At 68.2% G+C, this 13,528-nt stretch carries 16 protein-coding genes and 1 tRNA gene; 9 read left to right on the forward strand and 8 right to left on the reverse strand.

Going from position 1 to position 13,528, the window contains the following annotated elements; all coding sequences use genetic code 11:
• Nucleotides 1-165: 165 nt before the first annotated feature.
• The 3 genes from AC1DCG_RS07435 to AC1DCG_RS07445 form a co-directional block, all read right to left on the reverse strand.
• Nucleotides 166-696: an ankyrin repeat domain-containing protein gene (locus AC1DCG_RS07435; protein ID WP_477036395.1), complete on the reverse strand. Its 531-nt coding sequence runs from the start codon at nucleotides 694-696 to the stop codon at nucleotides 166-168.
• A gap of 68 nt (nucleotides 697-764) precedes the next feature.
• Nucleotides 765-2,315, reverse strand: a complete 1,551-nt coding sequence (locus AC1DCG_RS07440; protein WP_477030082.1) for a catalase — start codon at nucleotides 2,313-2,315, stop codon at nucleotides 765-767.
• A gap of 105 nt (nucleotides 2,316-2,420) precedes the next feature.
• Nucleotides 2,421-3,350: a hydrogen peroxide-inducible genes activator gene (locus AC1DCG_RS07445; protein ID WP_477030083.1), complete on the reverse strand. Its 930-nt coding sequence runs from the start codon at nucleotides 3,348-3,350 to the stop codon at nucleotides 2,421-2,423.
• Nucleotides 3,351-3,610: 260 nt separating this feature from the next.
• On the opposite strand from AC1DCG_RS07445, the gene AC1DCG_RS07450 reads away from it, so the two are divergent.
• A complete protein-coding gene (locus tag AC1DCG_RS07450; protein WP_477030084.1) occupies nucleotides 3,611-4,135 on the forward strand; it encodes a hypothetical protein in 525 nt (174 codons plus the stop codon).
• 216 nt (nucleotides 4,136-4,351) lie between these two features.
• Nucleotides 4,352-6,487, forward strand: a complete 2,136-nt coding sequence (locus AC1DCG_RS07455) for a sodium-translocating pyrophosphatase (RefSeq protein WP_477036394.1) — start codon at nucleotides 4,352-4,354, stop codon at nucleotides 6,485-6,487.
• Between the two features lie 22 nt (nucleotides 6,488-6,509).
• On the opposite strand, the gene AC1DCG_RS07460 is transcribed toward AC1DCG_RS07455, so the two are convergent.
• The 3 genes from AC1DCG_RS07460 to AC1DCG_RS07470 form a co-directional block, all read right to left on the reverse strand.
• The gene (locus AC1DCG_RS07460) at nucleotides 6,510-7,241 is read right to left on the reverse strand and encodes a hypothetical protein (protein WP_477030086.1); all 732 of its coding nucleotides are present in this window, start codon (nucleotides 7,239-7,241) and stop codon (nucleotides 6,510-6,512) included.
• 13 nt (nucleotides 7,242-7,254) lie between these two features.
• On the reverse strand, nucleotides 7,255-7,812 hold the full coding sequence (locus tag AC1DCG_RS07465) for a response regulator (protein ID WP_477041437.1): 558 nt from the start codon (nucleotides 7,810-7,812) through the stop codon (nucleotides 7,255-7,257).
• A gap of 181 nt (nucleotides 7,813-7,993) precedes the next feature.
• Nucleotides 7,994-8,482 (reverse strand): outer membrane protein assembly factor BamE, encoded by a 489-nt coding sequence (locus AC1DCG_RS07470; RefSeq protein ID WP_165259727.1) that lies wholly within the window; start codon nucleotides 8,480-8,482, stop codon nucleotides 7,994-7,996.
• Nucleotides 8,483-8,603: 121 nt separating this feature from the next.
• Here AC1DCG_RS07470 and AC1DCG_RS07475 point away from each other — a divergent pair, with 121 nt between their 5' ends.
• The 7 genes from AC1DCG_RS07475 to AC1DCG_RS07505 all read left to right on the forward strand — a co-directional run bounded on the left by AC1DCG_RS07475 (nucleotide 8,604) and on the right by AC1DCG_RS07505 (nucleotide 12,918).
• Nucleotides 8,604-9,134 carry a ubiquinol-cytochrome C chaperone family protein gene (locus AC1DCG_RS07475; RefSeq protein WP_477030089.1) on the forward strand — a complete coding sequence of 177 codons (531 nt, stop codon included), beginning with the start codon at nucleotides 8,604-8,606 and terminating at the stop codon, nucleotides 9,132-9,134.
• On the forward strand, nucleotides 9,119-9,658 hold the full coding sequence (locus AC1DCG_RS07480) for a YceD family protein (protein ID WP_477030090.1): 540 nt from the start codon (nucleotides 9,119-9,121) through the stop codon (nucleotides 9,656-9,658). The genes AC1DCG_RS07475 and AC1DCG_RS07480 overlap by 16 nt, the downstream gene beginning before the upstream one ends.
• Nucleotides 9,659-9,742: 84 nt before the next feature.
• Nucleotides 9,743-10,825, forward strand: a complete 1,083-nt coding sequence (gene plsX / locus AC1DCG_RS07485; RefSeq protein ID WP_477030091.1) for a phosphate acyltransferase PlsX — start codon at nucleotides 9,743-9,745, stop codon at nucleotides 10,823-10,825.
• Entirely contained in the window at nucleotides 10,822-11,799 is a 978-nt protein-coding gene (locus AC1DCG_RS07490) for a beta-ketoacyl-ACP synthase III (protein WP_477036392.1), read from the forward strand. Before plsX ends, AC1DCG_RS07490 begins: the two co-directional genes overlap by 4 nt.
• Nucleotides 11,800-12,021: 222 nt before the next feature.
• Nucleotides 12,022-12,324: an integration host factor subunit alpha gene (locus AC1DCG_RS07495; protein WP_058346906.1), complete on the forward strand. Its 303-nt coding sequence runs from the start codon at nucleotides 12,022-12,024 to the stop codon at nucleotides 12,322-12,324.
• Nucleotides 12,325-12,336: 12 nt separating this feature from the next.
• Entirely contained in the window at nucleotides 12,337-12,768 is a 432-nt protein-coding gene (locus tag AC1DCG_RS07500) for a MerR family transcriptional regulator (protein WP_165259737.1), read from the forward strand.
• Nucleotides 12,769-12,841: 73 nt separating this feature from the next.
• Nucleotides 12,842-12,918, forward strand: a tRNA-Pro gene (locus tag AC1DCG_RS07505).
• 90 nt (nucleotides 12,919-13,008) lie between these two features.
• On the opposite strand, the gene AC1DCG_RS07510 is transcribed toward AC1DCG_RS07505, so the two are convergent.
• Both AC1DCG_RS07510 and AC1DCG_RS07515 read right to left on the reverse strand, forming a co-directional pair.
• Entirely contained in the window at nucleotides 13,009-13,245 is a 237-nt protein-coding gene (locus tag AC1DCG_RS07510) for a DUF2842 domain-containing protein (protein ID WP_109455235.1), read from the reverse strand.
• Nucleotides 13,242-13,493 carry a GlsB/YeaQ/YmgE family stress response membrane protein gene (locus AC1DCG_RS07515; RefSeq protein ID WP_058346908.1) on the reverse strand — a complete coding sequence of 84 codons (252 nt, stop codon included), beginning with the start codon at nucleotides 13,491-13,493 and terminating at the stop codon, nucleotides 13,242-13,244. The genes AC1DCG_RS07510 and AC1DCG_RS07515 overlap by 4 nt, the downstream gene beginning before the upstream one ends.
• Nucleotides 13,494-13,528: the final 35 nt, after the last annotated feature.

Consider the following 13,528-nt stretch of genomic DNA (forward strand, 5'->3'; position numbering starts at 1 on the left):
CGGACCTTGGGCCTTAGCCTCTTTCTCCGTGTATCCCCGTGAATGCGGGGATCCAAGCCGAGCCTGCGCTAGTCCAAGGCCGCGCCTCATCCTGAAAGTCAGCTTGGATCCCCGCCGTCGCGGGGAATGACGGACTTGGGGATGGCTGGAAGACGGCCTGCGACGTTAGCGGCCGCCCAGCGCCGCCACGACGCCCGTCGCGCCCTGGCGCTCGGCCAGGCTGAGGGCGGTGTTTCCGGACGCGTCCTTGAGGCCCGTCGCGGCGCCCTTGGCCACCAGCATCCGAACCTGGGCCTCGCGGCCGAACAGGCTGGCCATCATCAGCGCCGTCTGGCCCTGGGCGTTGACCTGGTCGACCGGGCAGGGGGCCTTGTCCAGCAGCAGGCGCGCCATGGCGTCGTCGCCCTTGAAGGCCGCGCCCATCAGGGCGGTGTTGCCGCGAGGGTCCATGGCGCAGGCGTCGGCGCCGCGGGCGATCAGCAGAGCGACCAGATCGGTCCTGCCGTTGTAGGCGGCCAGCGTCAGGGCGGTGTAGCCGCGGTCGTCGCGGGCGTCGACCGGCGCGCCGGCGTCGAGCAGGGCGGCGACGAGGTCGGCCCGGCCCTCGCGGGCGGCGGCGAAGAAGCTGGCGCGCGGATCGGGGGCGGGGGCGGGCGCGGCGCTCTGCAGGGCCAGCGCGAACAGGGTGATCAGCATGGGGGCTTTCTGGAACAAGAAAAGCGCGGGCCCGCTGGAGCAGGCCCGCGCGAGAGAGGCGAGGAGGGCTAGTTGGCGGCCAGCTTGACGGCTTCGAGAGCCTTGGCCGCGCGGACCTTCACGGCCGCCAGATCGACCTTGGTCGCCGCCGCCAGCCGGGTCCCGTATTCGGGATCGGCCGCGTAGAAGTGGCTGACCATGATCTCCTTGATCTCGGGCGCGGTGACGCCGTTGAGGTCGCCCGACAGGTTGCGGATCAGGGCCGCCTTCTGGTCTTCCGGCAGGCGTTTCCAGAACAGGCCCGCCTGGACGAACGGCTCCTGCTTTGAGATCGCCTTCTGCTGGATCGTGGCCGAGACCTCGTAGGGGCTCAGCTTGTAGGCGGCCGTATCGGCGTAGGCGCCCGCGTCGGTGCGGCGCGAGGGCTGGTAGTTGACGTCGCCGACCCGCGGCACGGTGTTCATCGCCCCGTCCTGGGCGCCGTTGGCGACCGCGACCTTGGGCGCGTTGACGGCCAGCTGCTGGTAGTTCGGACCCAGGCGGTGACGCTGGGTGTCGGCGTAGCTGAACAGGCGGCCCTGCAGCAGGCGGTCGGGCGAGGGCTCGATGCCCGGAACCATGACGCCCGGCGAGAATGCGCTCATCTCGGTCGACTGGAAGAAGTTCTCCGGCATCTTGTTCAAGGTCATCGTGCCGACCTTGATCTCCGGCATGTCGTACCAGTCCTTGGTGGCGTCGAAGGGATTGTAGCCCAGCTTGGCGATGTCCTCGGGCCGCAGGATCTTGACGTAGAGGTCCCACTTGGCCGCCTGGCCCTTGCCGATCGTCGCGTAGAGGTCGTCGGTCAGGTAGTTGAAGCCGGCCTTCTGGGCCTCGTCCGGAGTGTAGTTCTTGATCCCCTGCAAGCTCTTCCAGTGGAACTTGGCGAACACCACCTTGCCGTCCTCGTCGACCAGCTTCAGCGCGTGCACGCCGTTGCCGTCCATGGTCCGATAGCTCTGCGGCGTGCCCAGGTCCGTGAAGAGCTGGGTGATCATGTGGGTGCTTTCGGGGTGGTGGCTGAAGAAGTCGAACAGCCGCGTCGGGTCCTGCTTGTTGGTCACCGGCGAGGGCTTCAGCGAGTGCACCATGTCGGGGAACTTCATCGCGTCGCGGATGAAGAACACCGGCAGGTTGTTGCCCACCAGGTCCCAGTTGCCTTCGGTCGAATAGAACTTCGTGGCGAAGCCGTGCGGGTCGCGCAGGTACTCCGGCGAGCCCAGCGGGTGGATCACGGTCGAGAAGCGCACGAACACCGGGGTCTTCACGCCAGCCTTGAATAGGGCGGCCTTGGTGAACTTGTCGAGTTCGCCGTTGGAGACGAACTCGCCCTCCGCGCCCGTGCCGCGGGCGTGCACCACGCGTTCGGGAATGCGTTCGCGGTCGAAGCGGGCCAGCTTCTCGATAAGGTGGAAGTCCTCCAGCATCACCCCGCCCCATTCGCCGGCGGCCTTGGAGTTCTGGTTGTCGCCCACCGGGGCGCCGCTGTCCTGCGTCTGCCTGGGGGTCTGGGCGGCGGCCTGGCCGGCGGCGGCCAAGGCCAAGGCGGCGAGGATGGCGGTGGAAGCGCGGGACGTCATCGGGTCTCCTGATCAGCTTGTCTCTTGCGATGCGTCCTCTTCAGTAGGGAGCCGGCCGAGCCGACAGAAACGAATAGAATTGCGCCGCCTGATCGACTGCGCCGATCAGGCCGAAACCCGCGCCGGCGCTTCCTGAGCAGCGCCGGCCAGGCTCTGGCGGATATGCTGGGCCAGCAGGGCGAATTCCTCGGCCCTGGGGGTGTTGCGGCGCCAGGCCAGGGCGATCGTGCGGTGGGCCTTGGGCGTATCGAGCGAGCGGGTGACGATCGGCGTTCCGGCCGCGACGTCGGCCTCGACCGCCATGGCCGGGATCAGGCTGACGCCCATCCCCGCGCCGACCAGTTGCACCAGGGTATGGACCGCCGCGCCGCGCCCGGGGCCGCGCTCGAGGTCGCGGCGCTCGCATGCGCCCAGGACGTGGTCGCGCAGGCAGTGGCCGTCATCCAGCAGCAGAAGGCGATCGGCCGGCAGGTCGCCGGGGGCGATCGCCGGCTGCGCGGCCAGCGGGTCGTCGGCGTGCAGCGCCACCAGGATCTCGTCCTCGAACAGCGCCACGTGGTCGAGCCCGTCGCACGGAAAGGGCAGGGCCAGGACCAGGCAGTCGCGGGCTCCGCGCGCCAGCCCCTCGCACGCCCAGTGGCTCATCTCCTCGTGCAGCACCACCCGCAGGTCGGGACAGGCCGCCTTCAGCGCCGGCAGCAGGCGCGGCAGCAGGAAGGGGGCGATGGTGGGAATGACCGACAGCCGCAGCGTCCCGCTCAGCGGCGTCGCGGCGACGCGGGCCAGGTCGGTGATGTCGCGCGCCTGGCGCAGCATGTCCTTGGCCCTGGCCGCGGCGCGCACGCCCAGCGGGGTGAAGATCGTCACGCGCCGGGTGCGCTCGACCAGCCGGGCGCCGAGGATGGCCTCCAGCTCCTTCAGTCCGGCCGACAGCGTGGACTGGGTCACGTGGCAGGCCTCTGCCGCGCGGCTGAAGTGCATGTGCTCGTGAAGGCTGACCAGGTACTGCAACTGCCGCAGGGTTGGCAGGATCATGCGCCGGTCCTGGACGCGCGGGCGAGCGCCGTACGACGCGGACGCCGGACGAGCGGCGCGGGGAAACGGGCGGGCGGTGGGCCGCCGTTGAAACGGGGTGTCATGAAGGGCTCCGAAGGCGCCCAAACTCGGGCAGTCCCGTCGGCAAGGCGAATTGATAGTTTTCATTTCCCAGATCGAGAGGCTCGATAAGCCGCGCCTGGGTCTGGGGGCTTTGCCCGGTAGCGAAACCTCAAGGCTTCTCGGTTAATGGCTCGGGCATGACCCGTTCCGCCCTGTCCCGCCGCGCCGTCCTGGCGTTCGCCGCGCCGCTGGCGCTGTGCGCCGCGCCCGCCTTCGCCTCCGGCAAGGAGAAGAAGAAGGAAGGCGACGAGGGCGAGAAGGAAAAGGAAGATCCGGTGATCAAGCTGGGCTCGATGGCCCTGCCGATCGTCGCCGAGGGACGCCTGATCAACTACATCTTCGTCGAGCTGTCGCTGACCCTGCCGCCGGCCGGGGACGTGACCGCCTTCGCCGGCAAGGAGCCGCTGCTGCGCGACGCTCTGGTGCGTGCGGCCCACAAGCAGCCGCTCAACAAGCCCGGCAGCTACGTGCTGCTCGACGAGGGCAAGGTGAAGGCCATCGTCATGCGCGAGGCGATCGCCCTGGTCGGCAAGGGCAAGGTCGCCGCGGTGACCGTCGGCAAGCAGACGCCGCGCAACTTCGTGCCGCCGCCGAAGCCCGCGCCCAAGGTGGCCGCCAAGCCGGCGCCGCCGCCCGTCGATTCGGCGCCGATCATTCCCTGAGGCTTTGCGAACGCCGTTCTCGCAAGCGGTTGCGCGCTAGGCTTGTGGATGTCAGTGTTTCCCCCTGGCGCCGATGTCGGGGCCAGATCAGGGAGCTTCGAGGGGGAATGAGGCCCTAAGGCCCGCCCGCCGCTCCTGGCCTGGGGCGCTCGTCGATCCTCCATGGCCGGGAACCGCGACCCCTCGTGATTTGAAACACGAAGGGGCACAACACCCATGAGTTCTTGGCTTTACGTAGCCATCGGCGCCGGGCTTCTGGCGGTGCTGTATGGCGCGGTTCAGACCGCCAGGCTTTTGAAGGCCTCGCCGGGCGATGCGAAGATGCAGGAGATCGCCGCGGCGATCCAGGAAGGCGCCCAGGCCTATCTGAACCGTCAGTACACCACCATCGCCATCGTCGGCGTCGTGGTCGTCGCCGTCCTGGCGTTCTTCTTCAAGGGCTGGGAGCAGCCGGTCGGCTTCGCGCTGGGCGCGATCCTGTCGGGCCTGGCGGGCTTCGCCGGCATGCTGATCTCGGTCCGCGCCAACGTCCGCACCGCCCAGGCCTCGTCCGAAGGGCTGGGCAAGGGCCTGTCGATGGCCTTCACCTCGGGCGCGGTCACCGGCATGCTGGTGGCGGGCTTCGCCCTGCTGGGCGTGGCCGGCTACTACGCCCTGCTGCTCGGCGCGGGCCATGAGAGCACCGATCGGGTGGTCATCGACTCGCTGGTGGCCCTGGGCTTCGGCGCGTCCTTGATCTCGATCTTCGCCCGTCTGGGCGGCGGCATCTTCACCAAGGGCGCCGACGTGGGCGGCGATCTCGTCGGCAAGGTCGAGGCGGGCATCCCCGAGGACGACCCCCGCAACGCTGCGACCATCGCCGACAACGTGGGCGACAACGTCGGCGACTGCGCCGGCATGGCCGCCGACCTGTTCGAGACCTACGCGGTGACCACGGTGGCCACCATGGTGCTGGCGGCGATCTTCTTCACCGGCACCGAAGTCGTCGGCTCGATGATGCTGCTGCCGCTGGCGATCTGCGCCGTCTGCATCGCCACCTCGATCATCGGCGCCTTCTTCGTCCGGCTGGGCAAGAACAACAGCATCATGGGCGCGCTCTATCAGGGCCTGATCGTCACCGGCGTGCTGTCGGTGCCGGCCGTCTGGTGGGTGATCCATCAGCTGGTGCCGGACGCCATCGAGCTCGACGGCCGCCTGTTCACCGCCAACAACCTGTTCTACTGCGGCCTGGCGGGCCTGGTGGTCACGGCGCTGATCGTGGTGATCACCGAGTACTACACCGGCACGGGCTTCCGGCCGGTGAAGTCGGTGGCCCAGGCCAGCGTGTCGGGCCACGGCACCAATGTCATCCAGGGTCTGGCCATGTCGCTGGAGTCCACGGCCCTGCCGGCGCTGACGATCATCGTCGGCATCGTGGTGACCTATAACCTGGCGGGCCTGTTCGGCATCGCCATCGCCACCACCACCATGCTGTCGCTGGCCGGCTTCATCGTCGCCCTGGACGCCTTCGGTCCCGTCACCGACAACGCCGGCGGCATCGCCGAGATGGCCGGCCTGCCGCCGGAAGTCCGCGTCACCACCGACGCCCTGGACGCGGTCGGCAACACCACCAAGGCCGTCACCAAGGGTTACGCCATCGGTTCGGCGGGCCTGGGCGCCCTGGTGCTGTTCGCGGCCTATACCGAGGACCTGAAGTTCTTCTCCGAGAACGCCGCGCCCGGCAGCTTCTTCGACGGCATGGGAGCGGTCAGCTTCGACCTGTCCAACCCCTATGTCGTGGTCGGCCTGCTGTTCGGCGGCCTGCTGCCGTTCCTGTTCGGCGGCCTGTCCATGACCGCCGTCGGCCGTGCGGCCGAGTCGGTGGTGGCCGAGGTGCGTCGCCAGTTCCGCGACAATCCCGGCATCATGACCTACGAGACCAAGCCCGAATACGGCAAGGCGGTCGACATCCTGACCAAGGCGGCCATTCGCGAGATGATCGTGCCGTCCCTGCTGCCGGTGGTGTCGCCGGTGGTGCTGTTCTTCGTCATCAACGCCATCGCCGGCAAGGTCGACGCCTTCGCCTGCCTCGGCGCCATGCTGATGGGGGTGATCGTCACCGGCCTGTTCGTCGCCATCTCGATGACCAGCGGCGGCGGCGCCTGGGACAACGCCAAGAAGGTGATCGAGGAAGGCTTCACCGACAAGGACGGCGTCCTGCACAAGAAGGGCGGCGACACCCACAAGGCCGCCGTCACCGGCGACACCGTCGGCGACCCCTACAAGGACACCTCGGGTCCCGCCGTGAACCCGATGATCAAGATCACCAACATCGTGGCCCTGCTGCTTCTGGCRGTGCTGGCCCACGGCTGATCCGGCCGTCTCGGCCTTGATCTCAAGCGCCTCGGGGCTCCGGCTCCGGGGCGTTTTCTTTTCCCGCCGCGCCGTACGCGCGCGCCAGCTCCCTGGCCTTGGCCAGGATCCTGTCGCCCGGATCCAGCTCGACCAGCTGGCAGAAGCGCGCCAGCAGCGTGGAGGCCTCGGCTTCGCGACCGAGCGCGTCGAGGCACAGCCCCCAGGCCAGGTCCCTCTGGGTGTAGCCCGAGCGCGGCGGCGACCCGATGGGCGGCCCGCGCGTCTCGAAGATGGCCACGATCGCCTCGATCGAGGTGACGGGCGCGAGTTCCTCGGCGGCCAGCTTGCGGACCTTGCGGGCGATCCTGGTCGCGCGGCCCGGCCCGTCCCAGTCCCGGAAGGTGCACCAGTCGGGCAGGGGCGTGCCCGTGCTGGGCCGCGGCCCGAGATGCAGGTCCAGCCTGGCCTTCTCGGCCGAGCGTTTCCAGGAGAGCTTGGCGTCGCCCATGACCGGTACGAAGTCGATCGCGACGCCCCAGGCGGCCGAGCGGGTCGCGCCCTTGAAGGCCTTGACCTCGACCATCGGCCGGATGCCGCCTACGGAAGGGGCGACCCATCGCCAGTCGCTCACCCGCTCGAAGCTCGGATCGGGCGCGATCGCGGCCAGTGCTTCGAGCACCTTGTGATCCACGGTTCCGCCCCTGCGCGACCAGCGCTGGAGACGGCGCATCTCCAGCCAGCTGATCGGGGGCAGGGCGGGCAGGATCAGCAAGCAGCTCGCCCCTTCAGTAGACCTCTTCCGGATCGAAGTCGTAGGCGGCTTCCGACTGGCCGCCAAGCGCCGTCGGGGCGGGCTGGGCGCCGCGTCGCTCGTCGCCGACGAAGTCGTGATCGATGCGCCGGCGGCGGCAGGGGCCGAAATAGGCCTCGGTGCGGACGAAGTCGCGCGGGTTGTTGATGACCTCGTTGATGCGGTGCATCACCCCGCGCGCCGTCAGCGGCTTGGCCAGGAACTCGGTCACCCCGGCCATTCGGGCCTCGTCGAGCGTGCGGCGGGTGGCGTGGCCGGTCATCATGATGATCGGCGCGTACGKGTTCGGGCTGGCCTGCGAGTTGCGGATCCAGTGCACGAACGACAGGCCGTCCACCGGCTGCATCATCAGGTCGGTGAACACGATGTCGATCTCGCGTTCGGAAAACAGCTTCAGCCCCTCGACGCCGTCGCCGGCCTCGAGGATGCGCCGCACCCCCGCTGACTTCAGGATCGCGGCCAGGATGCCGCGCATGTTGGCGTTGTCGTCGACGATGAGCATCGTCAACGCCCGCAGGTCTACCGCGCTCACGACCTTCTCCCCCAGAGCAATCGACGCCAGGGTTGGGGCCCAAGCGTCGACCAGACGGAAAGGTTGTGACGGACGTGCTTGAGGAAACGTTGATACGGCGACAAAAAGCCGCAGGAAATCACACGCTTATAGTCAAGCTTCGGTAAGGTTGAAGTGTCGGTTAACCGACTTGGCGCCCAGCCTAGCGACGATCGCCGGGACGGGTGCCGGGCACGCCTTCGTCGTCCTGGGGCAGCATGCCGCCGCGACCGACGGTGCCGAGCAGCTGCTCCAGCACGGTCATTTCGCGACCGCGGGTCGGGGTCTCGCGGCCGTTGTAGGCGATGACCTTGCCGTCCTTCAGGGTGAAGGTGTCGACCGAGGCGACCTTTTCGTCGGCGGCGTCGAACTTGATGGCCACCACGTCGCGCTTGATCACGCGGGGCTTGTAGAAGGCCACGCGGTCGGTGGTCTGCGAGATGTAGTACCAGGCGTTGTTGTCGAAGGTGGACACCGCCGACGGCGAGCCCAGCTTTTCACGGACAGTGGACTTGCTGTCCTCGCCGACCTTCATGTCGACCGGCTTGGCCTCGATGGCCTGGAAGCCGGAATAGCTCGTCAGCGGCGTGCAGCCTCCGGCGACGGCGGCGAGGCCGATGACGGCGGCGGCGAAAACGGCGGGGCGAGACATTGAGGCTCCGGAACCGGAAGAAGGCTGGACTTTGACCTATCGCCCGCGCGGGCTTAGTTCAATGGCCCGCGTGGATGCTCAGGCCATCTAGAGGCGGCTCGCGGCGAAATAGAGGCGTGGAATGTTTCTGGAACGGCTACTTAAGCCCAGGCCCGCGAAGCTGGCGGGGGAAAAACTCTATGCCTCGGCGGTCGCCCAGGCCCGATCCGCGCGATTCTACGCCGAACTGGGCGTTCGCGACTCGATGGAGGGGCGGTTCGAGCTCTTCACCCTGCACGTGGTGCTGGTGATCGAGCGCCTGAAAGGGCAGGGCGACGCGGCGCAGGAGACCTCGCAGTCGGTCTTTGATTCCTACGTGCGGGGCCTGGACGACGCCTTCCGCCAGATCGGGGTGTCCGACACGGCCGTCGGCAAGAAGATGAAGAAGCTGGCGGGCGCCTTCTACGGCCGCCTGAAGACCTATGACGAGGCGTTCGCGGCCTTGCCCGATCCCTCCGAACTCGACTTGGCGCTCGCCCGGACCATCTTCGAGGAGCGCGGCGAGGGTGACGTAGCGGCCGTTAGCGCCTATGTGCGGTCCGCGCGTGAAGCTCTGGCGGGCCAGTCGCTGGACGCGCTGTTGAATGGAGAGGTGCAATGGCCGAACGTCTGAGCGATCCCTGGCCCAGCACCGTCACCCTGGCTCGCGTCGACCGCGGCGGGGTGGACCTGAAGCTGGCCCCCGACGAAACCGTGCTGAAGGCCATCGCCAAGCAGCTGGGCCTCGTTTCGCTGCATGATCTCAAGGCCGACGTCTATCTGCGCTCGTGGATGGACGGCGCGGAGGTCTCTGGCGTGCTGCGCGCCCGCGTCGTGCAGACCTGCGGCGTCACCAGCGAGGATTTCGAGACGCCCATCGACGCCCGCTTCAGCCTGCGGGTCCTGCCGGCCGACAGCGAGCACGCCCCGCAGGACGAGGGCGGCGAGCTGGGCCTGGATCCCGACGGCGACGATCCGCCCGACGTGCTGGAAGGCGAGACGATCGACGTCTCCGGCTACGTCATAGAACACCTGGCGCTGGAGCTGGACCCGTTCCCCCGCAAGCCGGGCGCCGTTTTCGTGCAACCGCCCGAGCCTGTTGAGCTTTCTCCGTTCGCGGCCTTGAAGGGGCTGAAAACGAAGGGCGACGAGGGCTGAGTTGGCCCATACGCCTTCCGGCGTGATATCACGCCGGGGAATCATCGGCCGCGTCGCGACCGTCTAAGGAGTCGATAGCGCCTCGTGCCCAAGCCAGTAGTCATCTCGATCGACGCCATGGGCGGAGATCACGGTCCGTCCGTGGTCGTGCCGGCGCTGGAGATCGCGGCCAAGAGCCTGCCCGACGTGCGCTTCCTGGTGCATGGCGACGAGGTCGCGCTGAACGCCGAGCTGGCGCGCGCGCCGGCCGCGCGGGCGGTGTGCGCCGTCGTTCACACCGACAAGTCCATCGCCATGGACGAAAAGCCCGCCCAGGCCATGCGCCGGGGCAAGGGCTCCAGCCTGTGGAACGCCGTCGAGGCGATCCGCGCGGGTGAGGCCGCCGCCTGCGTCTCGGCCGGCAACACCGGCGCGCTGATGGCGATCTCCAAGCTGATCCTGCGCATGAGCGCCGACCTGGAGCGCCCCGCCATCGTCGCCTCGTGGCCGACCATGAAGGGGATCTCGGCGGTGCTGGACGTCGGCGCCAATGTCGAGAGCGACGCCGACCAACTGGTCGAGTTCGCGATCATGGGCGCGGCCTTCCACCACGCGGTGCATGGCTCGACCCGCCCGACCGTCGGCCTTCTGAACGTCGGCTCCGAAGAGCAGAAGGGCCATGAGGAAGTGCGCGAGGCGCACCGCATCCTGCAGGACAGCCCGCACTTCGACTTCGACTACCGGGGCTTCGTCGAGGGCACCGACATCGCCTACGGCACCGTGGATGTCGTGGTCACCGACGGCTTCACCGGCAATGTCGCGCTGAAGACGGCCGAGGGCCTGGCGCGGTTCTTCGGTAATGAGATCAAGCAGACCCTGACGGCCGGCCCGCTGGCCATGCTGGGCGCGCTGATCGCCTCGGGCTCGCTGAAGAAGATGAAGCAGCGCCTGGATCCGGGCCGGGTGAACGGCGGGCCGCTGCTCGGCCTCAACGGTATAGTGGTCAAGAGCCACGGCGGCGCCGACGCCAACGGCTTCGCCTCGGCCGTGCGCGTGGCGGTGGACCTGGCTCGCAGCGATTTCACCGCCGAGATCGATCGTAATCTGAAGCGTCTGACCGCGGAAAAAGACCAAGCGGCCAAGGACGACGGCGCCGAGGGCGCCGAAACCCAGGGAGCCGCCGAGTGAGCGTAGTCCGCAGCGTGGTGACCGGCGTCGGGGCCTACCTGCCGCCGCAGATCGTCACCAACGAAGACCTGTCGAAGATCGTCGACACGTCCGATGAATGGATCATCGAGCGCACCGGCATCCGTCAGCGCCACAAGGCCGCCGACGACCAGGCCGTGTCCGATCTCGCCGTCGAGGCCGCCAAGCAGGCGCTGGAACGCGCCGGCAAGACCGCCGCCGACGTCGACCTGATCATCGTGGCCACCACCACGCCCGACCTGACCTTCCCGGCCACGGCCGCCATCGTGCAGCGCAAGCTGGGCGCGGGCGTCGGCATCGCGTTCGACGTCCAGGCCGTGTGCTCGGGCTTCGTCTACGCCCTGTCGGTGGCCGACGGCTTCATCGCCCGCGGCAACGCCAAGTGCGCGCTGGTGATCGGCGCCGAGGCCATGACCCGGCTGATGGACTGGACCGACCGCGGCACCTGCGTGCTGTTCGGCGACGGCGCCGGCGCGGTGGTGCTGGAGCCGGGCGAAGGCGAGGGGACCACGGCCGATCGCGGCATGCTGGGCTTCGCCCTGCGCGCCGACGGAACCAAGCAGGACCTGCTTTATGTCGACGGCGGACCGTCGACCACCGGCACGGTCGGCAAGCTGCGGATGCTGGGCAACCAGGTCTTCAAGCACGCGGTGATCAATATTTCCGAGGCCATCCACGCCGCCGCCGAGAAGGCGGGCGTGACCGTGCCGGAAGTCGACTGGTTCATCCCGCACCAGGCCAACCAGCGCATCCTGCAGGGCGTGGCCAATCGCTGCGGCATCGACGAGGACAAGGTGATCTCGACGGTGGCGCTGCACGCCAACACCTCGGCCGCCTCGATTCCCCTGGCCTTCGCCCACGGGGTCGCGGACGGCCGGATCAAGCCGGGCGACCTGCTGCTGCTTGAGGCGATGGGGGGCGGCCTGACCTGGGGCGCCTGCGTCCTGCGCCTTTGATGGTCACGGACCAAGCTTGACCTTGGGTTGGCGCACGGCCTGCTTCAGCATATGAAGTATCCGGCTTGACCCTTTGACTTCATGCGGTATTCGCGGCATGCAGTCTCAAGTTGACGAGGTCTTGTCGCGCGAGATCGGGGCTTCGTGCGCCCGTTTTCGCAAGGATCGGACCGATTGGCGCGGACTGTGCTGAGTCCGCGCGTGAAGCGTATAGGGGGCGTTATGAAGGGTTCGACTTTGACCCGGGCTGACCTCTGCGAGGCTGTCCACGAGGAAGTAGGCCTGACTCGTCAGGACTGCGCCGGTCTCGTCGAGCGCACCCTGGATCTCGTGGCCGAGGCGCTCGAGAAGGGTGAGACGGTCAAGCTTTCCGGGTTTGGCGTCTTCCAGGTCCGCGAGAAGCGGGCCCGCATGGGGCGCAATCCCAAGACGGGCGAGCCGGCCGAGATCGAGCCGCGCCGCGTCATCGGCTTTAGGGCTTCCCAGGTCATGAAGGCGCGCATCGACAGCGCCCTGGACGACTAAGGGGGCCGTGCGGTGGCGAAGGGGCCTAACGCCTTCCGCACGATATCAGAGGCCGCCGAGGAACTCGGCGTTCCCCAGCACGTCCTGCGATTCTGGGAGACGAAGTTCTCGTTCATCCGCCCGATGAAACGGGCCGGCGGGCGGCGCTTCTATCGCCCGCAGGACATCGCCGTGCTGAACGGCGTGCGCGCCCTGCTGCACGCCGAGGGCTACACCATCAAGGGCGTCCAGAAGCTGCACCGCGAGCAGGGCGTGGCCCACGTCATCGCCGCGGGCCTTGGCCAGAACGGCGCCGCCTTCCTCGAATCGCCGATCGTCGATGCGTTCGGCGATTCGGCCGAGTTTGCCTCGCCCACGCCCGAGCAGCGTCGTCGCCTGACCGAGGCGCTGGATGACCTCACCAGCATCAAGGCCCGTCTGGACGGGCTTTTGACCCGTTCCTGAGGACTGTGGAAAACCACTAGATTTCCGATTGCCGAGGCGAAGAGCGGCGCCTATAAGGGCGCTCCTTCCGCGTCGGAGCGTGGCGCAGCCTGGTAGCGCACTTGACTGGGGGTCAAGGGGTCGCAGGTTCGAATCCTGTCGCTCCGACCATTCTCTCCCCGGAGAGAACATCGCGGAAGAAACGGAAAGGCCGCCCCTCGGGGCGGCCTTTTTCGTTTCCGGATCGGCGCTGGCCCCGAGCTATCGCTGCCCGACGTCCAGCGGTTTGTCGGCCTTGCCCATCCAGGTGATCAGCGGGATGACCGGCAGGATCCAGCCCATGCCCAGCGCCACGAAATAGATCAGGTGCACGGCGCGGTTCAGGGGCAGGTGGTCGTACAGGCTGGTGAAGGCCCAGATCCAGCCCAGCAGAATCGCGATCACGCCGATCGAGCCGATCAGCTTGCGCAGGCGCGCCGGAATGAGGGGAGCGCTCACGCGGATCTCCGGAAGAGGCCGAGCACGGCCAGGAACAGGGTGGCGCCGACCGCCGAGACGGCCAGGCTGCCGAGGAAGCCGGGAATGGCCAGATGCAGGCGCTGGGCGATGAAGGCGCCGATGAACGAGCCGATCACGCCGATCAGCAGCTTGATGAACAGGCTGTGGCGACGGGCCAGGGCCAGATCCGCGATCCAGCCGGCCAGGATGCCGATCACAACGGCGCTGAACACGCCCACGCCGCTCATTGCACTTCCCCCTGGAACACCGCGCCCCCGCAGCG

Source organism: Caulobacter sp. 10L414 (assembly GCF_056395525.1).